The following is a 6,049-nucleotide window of genomic DNA, read 5'->3' as shown; positions in this document are numbered from 1 at the left end:
CCAAAAATTACTAAAAGAAATTCCATTATTTCTAATGGCATCTATGTTTGGTGTATTAGGTTTTATAGTGCCTTCTGAAAAACCATTTATAGCGTCTTTACCTAAATCATCTGCAATAATAAAAAGAACATTTGGTGATTCTGTATTAGGTACTTCAATGCCAGTATTTTCGTTTGTGTCTTTTGAACAAGAAAAGATTACTAAAACAATTGATACTAATAAAACTGATTTTATTTTTTTCATTTTGTAGCTTGTGTTTATTGAGGTGTTCCTTTGAAACAACCTATATTATATGGAAAATCATACGTCCAATGATAGTGGTATAAGTCTACCATCTCGCCATCCCAAAGAACTGGATGTGTATGTCCGTGACATTCGTCTAAATCTGCAGAAGTAAGTAATTCGCCATTTTCACCATAAGGACCAAAAATCCCAAAACCATCTAACATATAACCCATAAGTGGTGCGTGTCCAGATTCGTGTTCGTGAATATGGTTTTGTAGATCTTCGGAAGGAAAATGATAATGATATCTTTCTGTTCCATCTGTGTGTCCACCAAATCTATCAAGCATTTCGTGTGCTGCAGCATCCGTTCCGAGTGTTGATGCACCATGGTAAATAGCAGCGCCAGTTACAGAAAATCCAGCAGGTCCAAAAAATACGCAATTTGCTTCTTGGGCAATTTGAGGTAGTGCAGGTAATGTATAATTTATAACTTGTTCAGAAATAATGTTTGGATTTCCATCGTATTGAAAAGCTACAGTCCCAGGTTGTATTGGGAATATACCAGTAGGATGGTCTGGTAAATTATTGCCTGTAATAATTCTGTTGCCATTTCCATCTAAATTAATGTCAAATATGTGGTTCCAAGTGACATTTCCCTCAACTTGCGGTTTCAATTCGTAATTCCAAGTGCCATCGGTATTCGTCCAATCACTTGCATTATTTGCACCTGCTCCGTTAGATGGTAGTCCGCAAAGCCACAAGGAAAGAAAATCAGGTAAAGGGTCGCCTTGATTTCTTATCAAGATTTGTGTTTCTCCTACACCTCCAAATGGTAAGCTCGTAAGATCAATAGTTTCCGGTAAAGTTTCATCAACAGTTCCATTTAAATCATCTGATTTGTTACAACTAATAATTGTAAAGAAAGTTACAAACAAGCAAATGCTAGTTGTTTTGAAATAATTTTTATAGGTCATAATTGATTTGTTTGGAACTTGGACTTTCTTCTTACCAAAAGGTTTAATTTGAAGATGGATTTTTATGTGCGTTAAGGGACATAGTTTAGACAAGTTAAGGATTAGACTTTAGACTAAATTTTGACTAATCCTTATTGATGTTTGTTTATTTCAGATGTTCATATCATCAAAGTAACCTAAAAACACATTATAATAAAATACGCTCCGAATGCCATTTCCTAATTCCTCAACACCCACATATTTTCCTTTAAGAGCAATGCTTAAATAGACCCAATGTTTTGACTTCCATCTCACCGCACCTTTTTGTATCACTTTCGTTATTTATTATTAAAGACGCTAACTAAACTGTCCTTAATTCTTTTCAATTTTCTTAAATTTTTAAAGTCATTTTATTTTTTAAAACTAAGTTTTCAACTTATTACATTTTTTCTAAATGAGTAATTAATTCCAGCATTCGGATTTGGAATAGCACTATTTATGTCAAATAGTTCTTTTTGGCAATCAGAAAACAGATGCGATAGAAAAAACCACCAGCATTTAAAATATTTTTTAAAAAATATTGATTTAGATGAAAAACGCACCGAAACCTAAAAGACAATAATCTTTAAAAATAAATTAAACCATTTTGTTTTAGAATAGTCTTATATGAAGAATGTTTAAAAATAATCACAACTAAATAGAGATAGGAATTAATGTTAAATAATAAAAATCAAATGAAAACAATTAAAAAAAGTATCAATATCCTTTTTATAATAATAGTATTTAGTATCCCAATTCTAACATTTAATTCATGTAGTAATGATGATGAAAATGATACTGTCGTTGCAGTAGTGGAAGAGGAAGGTGATGATGATTTTGAAGCCTCAGACTGGACAGCAGAGACGCATAGCAAAGATGCAGACCTAAATTTTGATGAGGTATTTGAGGATAATACTGTAAAACGAATAGATATAGTTATTACAGCAAACCGTTGGCAAAATATGTTAGATGATATGACAGATACTTTCGGCATATTTGGTTCTGGTGCTGGTTCTAGTGGTGGACTAGGTGGAGGGTTAGTTGATTCTGACGAAGACCCTATTTTTGTTCCTGCTGAAGTATTTTATAACGGCATAGAATGGTATCGCGTAGGTGTACGTTTTAAGGGCAACTCTAGTTTGCAAGGTAGTTGGAGAAATGGTGTGTTAAAATTACCATTTAAATTAGATTTTGATGAGTTTGAAGACGATTATCCACAAATAGATAATCAACGTTTTTATGGATTTAAAAAATTAAGTCTTAAAAATAATTATAATGATGACTCTATGCTTAGAGAAAAAGTAGCAGGAGACGTCTTTAGAAATGGAGGTTTGGTTGGTTCTCATACTGCGTTTTATACAGTATATGTAGATCATGGAGATGGACCAATATATTTTGGTTTATATACATTGGTTGAAGAAGTTGACGATACGGTTTTAGATACCCAGTTTTCTGATGATGATGGGAATTTATACAAGCCAGATGGCAATGCTGCAACTTTTGCCTCTGGTACTTATAATGAAGGTGAATATGTAAAAAAAACTAATAAAGATGAAGCCGATTTTACAGATGTTTCAAGTTTATTGTCAATCTTACATGATGACACCAGAACAACAGACGCAGCAGCTTGGAGAACAAACTTAGAAGCTGTTTTTGATACTGATGTATTTTTAAAATTTTTAGCAACAAATACAGTCATTCAAAATTGGGATACTTACGGGAGAACGAAACATAATTATTACCTATACAATAATCCAGATACTAGTAAATTAACTTGGATTCCTTGGGATAATAATGGCGCTTTAAAATATGGTCAATTAGGTTCGCCCGAATTAGATTTTTCTGATGTAATCCCTTCACAATGGCCATTAATAGGTTATTTATATCAAGATGCTGTTTATAAAGCGCAATATGATATTTATGTACAAGAAGTTGTAGATGATACTTTTAATACTAGCACAATGCAATCTTTATACAGTACATATTCTGCACTAATTCAGCCTTATGTAACTTCAGAAATTGAAGGTTATACATTCTTAAATAATAGTTCAGAGTTTCAAGCTGCAATAGCAGAGTTAAACTCACATGTGGTTTCTCGTGCAGCAGCTGTAAGTGCATATTTAGATTAAAAGACTTTGATTGGATTGATGGTTTTTTTGATTTAAGCTTCGTGAGAAATCGCGAAGCTTTTTTTTTAAAAAAATAAAGAAGAAGCACAAGTTTTTAAATGACCAGTCCTGAAATACGGCTACAGGTTAAAATTGATTTTACGCTGTTAATAGATATATCATATTGGGTGTTTTATAGTCTAAAGATAAATGTAATCTTATTTCGTTGTATAATTTAATTGCATTTTCATAGCAATGGTTCTCTTCTGTCATAATGATGTATGAGTCCATTTATGGTTTTTTTTGATAAATCGCTTTATTAAGCGCTCTTACGCATCCATTTAGTTCCGACCTATCACTAAGGACATAACTGACTATTTTAGGAGAATAGGTATCTGTAATAAGAGCCATGTAACAAAAGTCTTTTACGGTTCTGATGTATGTGATATCCGATGCCCAAACATGATTTGGTATATTGATCTCAATATCCTTTATGATATTGCCATACTTATAAAAGCGATGATGAGAGTTCGTTGTCCTCATTCTATATTTCTTTCTAAGTGCAAGTATCTTATATTTTCTAAGAACATTAAACAAAGTGTCTCTACCGACTTTTAGGTAGGCTTTAGTAAATTCTTGATCCAATGATATTTTAAGTTTTCTTATACCTTTTCTAGGAAGGGATTTGCATCTTTTCTTAACGATATTTATAACCTCTTGTTCTATTTCTTCTCGTTTGTCAGCTCTACACTTATACTTGTAATAAGCATCACGCTTAAGCTCAAAACAGTTACATATCCTAGATAAGGAAGCAAATTCCTTAGATTTTTATTTGGCCTTGCTTAAGGCTTTATACTTCGGCTTTTTTAGTTCGCCAACAGATTTATAGCCTAAATCTTCAGCAGCTACTTCAAGGTATGAATCTAATACCATAGCATCGAGGTCTTTTTTTAGTAGTAGTTTTTTAAGCTGTTCAATCGCTTTTTAAAGTGCTTTGATTCTAGATATTTCGTCTTTGGTTTTCTCTTTTACTCTGGTGTTCATTAAGTCTATACGATTGTACTTTTTGATCCTTACATTAACTGTTGAAGGAGCAATAGAATAGAGTTTGTAAAGTTCACTTTTTGTGTGCTTTCCAATACTAAGTTCGGCTAAGATTTTTAATTTGAAAGGTTCACTGTAACGTCTAACTACTTTGTAGTTTTTGTACATAACTGTTTAGAATTATGTAGCCTTATTTCAGAACGGGTCATTCATTTGATTATTCAATTTCTCAAATTCAACTAATAGCGTATTAAGTTTTGCGTTCTGTTTCGTAATTGCTTTAGGTCTTAAATAAAACCAATTTACAGCAAACCAAAGTATGGTTATAGCGTAGGTGATTATTCCCCAAGTAATTGTCATTTTAGAAACATATTCAAACATATATAGACCAATTCCTAAAGAAAGAAGTATAAAATAGATACTCAACATTGTAGTTTGTTGGTATACTTTTAGTTCTTTTAACTTTATAAGTTGTTGAAGGTATTCCTTACTATTCGGTTCTGTTTTATTCTTCGTAAGTAAAGAAGATTGTTTGTTAAAAGGTAGTAAAAAAATAAGTATAGCTAAAATAATTAATATAATACCAATCTTAGCAGTTACTAATTCAGGCTGATAATAATACCAAATAAAGCCAAAAAATATAATGGTTAGTAAAAGTGAAATGTTGACTACTATTAGCTTTAAAAAGCTTCTACTTTTTAGTTTATTTGCTTTGGTATAAAGAATTTCTACATTTGGAGTTTCTATCTTTTTTGTATTCCATATTTTTTTTAAATCTATATTAGTTTCCATTTTTCTTGAATTTTTGTGTTAATTTTTCTTTTATTCTGTGAATCTTAACTCGAACGTTGCCTTCAGACAAACCAACAATTTCAGCTATTTCTTTTTGATTCATATCTTCTAATTCCAATGATATGATGATTCGTTCTACTTCTTGGAGTTCTGAAATATATTGATATAATAACTGTATATCTTTCTCTATGTTTGTTTCTAAAATTTCATCCTTAATCTCCAATGGCAATTCAGACTTAGGCATCTTCTTATCTTTTTGAATTTGACGCAAACAAGTATTGGATGCAATTCTAAAGATCCAAGTTCCAATAGAAGATTCGTTTCTAAACTTGGGTAATTGTTTCCATACTTTTATAAAGGTTTCTTGCGCTAAATCTTTCGCTGCAGCTGTATCATTTGCATACCCCATACATAGCCTAAAAACCTTTTGCCAATATGTTTTATAAATAGTTTCAAAGTTCATTATTCCGTCCATTTTTTTAACGCGTCAATAAATTTAGTTTGCTGGTCTATAAAGAGGTTATGAGAACAGTTGAATAGATATTCCAAATTATTTTCCCCAATTAAATTTTCAATGTTTCTTACTTGACTTTCTGAAAACAAACCATCATCTTTACCATATAAACCGAAAACAGGTATACCATTCTTTACTACTCGTTTTAGATTTTCATTTAAATCTAGCGTGGTATATTTTTCGTTTTGCCAAAATCCTCTTGATGCTTCATAAGTCATTTTTGAACTATATTTTACAAGCAGACTATCTGTTTTAAACGTTGAATAGATATTTAAAGCGTCTGTGGTTGGCTCCTTTGGAAAATAAAATCCATTTTGCATAGCGTGACTAAAACTGTACGAACTATATTCTATAGAATTTTTATCCATTTTTTC

Annotated in this window: 8 protein-coding genes and 1 pseudogene; 1 reads left to right on the top strand and 8 read right to left on the bottom strand. The window is 31.4% G+C overall.

Annotation, left to right across the window (positions count from 1 at the left end):
* From B2U95_RS05940 to B2U95_RS05930, 3 genes and pseudogenes are all read right to left on the bottom strand, one after another.
* A pseudogene (locus B2U95_RS05940) lies at positions 1-243 on the bottom strand (sulfatase-like hydrolase/transferase); the annotation flags it as partial.
* A 14-nt stretch (positions 244-257) separates the two neighbouring features.
* Positions 258-1,199 carry a YHYH protein gene (locus tag B2U95_RS05935; protein WP_296313773.1) on the bottom strand — a complete coding sequence of 314 codons (942 nt, stop codon included), beginning with the start codon at positions 1,197-1,199 and terminating at the stop codon, positions 258-260.
* Positions 1,200-1,349: 150 nt separating this feature from the next.
* Positions 1,350-1,511 carry a hypothetical protein gene (locus B2U95_RS05930; protein WP_296313769.1) on the bottom strand — a complete coding sequence of 54 codons (162 nt, stop codon included), beginning with the start codon at positions 1,509-1,511 and terminating at the stop codon, positions 1,350-1,352.
* Positions 1,512-1,912: 401 nt separating this feature from the next.
* Here B2U95_RS05930 and B2U95_RS05925 point away from each other — a divergent pair, with 401 nt between their 5' ends.
* Positions 1,913-3,346, top strand: a complete 1,434-nt coding sequence (locus B2U95_RS05925) for a CotH kinase family protein (protein WP_296313766.1) — start codon at positions 1,913-1,915, stop codon at positions 3,344-3,346.
* Positions 3,347-3,616: 270 nt separating this feature from the next.
* Here the strand turns inward: B2U95_RS05925 and B2U95_RS05920 are convergent, their stop codons facing one another.
* From B2U95_RS05920 to B2U95_RS05900, 5 genes are all read right to left on the bottom strand, one after another.
* Positions 3,617-3,868: a DDE-type integrase/transposase/recombinase gene (locus B2U95_RS05920; RefSeq protein WP_296313763.1), complete on the bottom strand. Its 252-nt coding sequence runs from the start codon at positions 3,866-3,868 to the stop codon at positions 3,617-3,619.
* Positions 3,869-4,309: 441 nt separating this feature from the next.
* Positions 4,310-4,537: a hypothetical protein gene (locus B2U95_RS05915; RefSeq protein ID WP_296313761.1), complete on the bottom strand. Its 228-nt coding sequence runs from the start codon at positions 4,535-4,537 to the stop codon at positions 4,310-4,312.
* Between the two features lie 27 nt (positions 4,538-4,564).
* Positions 4,565-5,161 (bottom strand): hypothetical protein, encoded by a 597-nt coding sequence (locus tag B2U95_RS05910; RefSeq protein ID WP_296313760.1) that lies wholly within the window; start codon positions 5,159-5,161, stop codon positions 4,565-4,567.
* Positions 5,151-5,624 (bottom strand): RNA polymerase sigma factor, encoded by a 474-nt coding sequence (locus tag B2U95_RS05905; RefSeq protein ID WP_296313758.1) that lies wholly within the window; start codon positions 5,622-5,624, stop codon positions 5,151-5,153. Before B2U95_RS05905 ends, B2U95_RS05910 begins: the two co-directional genes overlap by 11 nt.
* The coding region (locus B2U95_RS05900) for an alpha/beta fold hydrolase (protein WP_296313756.1) at positions 5,624-6,049 on the bottom strand (426 nt) is incomplete at its 5' end. The genes B2U95_RS05900 and B2U95_RS05905, both read right to left, overlap by 1 nt.

The organism is Winogradskyella sp. UBA3174 (assembly GCF_002364335.1).
Classification (GTDB): domain Bacteria; phylum Bacteroidota; class Bacteroidia; order Flavobacteriales; family Flavobacteriaceae; genus Winogradskyella.
This window is presented reverse-complemented; position numbering and strand designations above follow the sequence as displayed.

Excerpts from the sequence above, each read along its gene's own strand:
- B2U95_RS05910 (WP_296313760.1), bottom strand. The coding sequence starts at position 5,161 with ATGGAAACTAATATAGATTTAAAAAAAATATGGAATACAAAAAAGATA.
- B2U95_RS05905 (WP_296313758.1), bottom strand. The coding sequence starts at position 5,624 with ATGAACTTTGAAACTATTTATAAAACATATTGGCAAAAGGTTTTTAGG.
- B2U95_RS05935 (WP_296313773.1), bottom strand. The coding sequence starts at position 1,199 with ATGACCTATAAAAATTATTTCAAAACAACTAGCATTTGCTTGTTTGTA.
- B2U95_RS05915 (WP_296313761.1), bottom strand. The coding sequence starts at position 4,537 with ATGTACAAAAACTACAAAGTAGTTAGACGTTACAGTGAACCTTTCAAA.
- B2U95_RS05920 (WP_296313763.1), bottom strand. The coding sequence starts at position 3,868 with ATGAGGACAACGAACTCTCATCATCGCTTTTATAAGTATGGCAATATC.
- B2U95_RS05925 (WP_296313766.1), top strand. The coding sequence starts at position 1,913 with ATGAAAACAATTAAAAAAAGTATCAATATCCTTTTTATAATAATAGTA.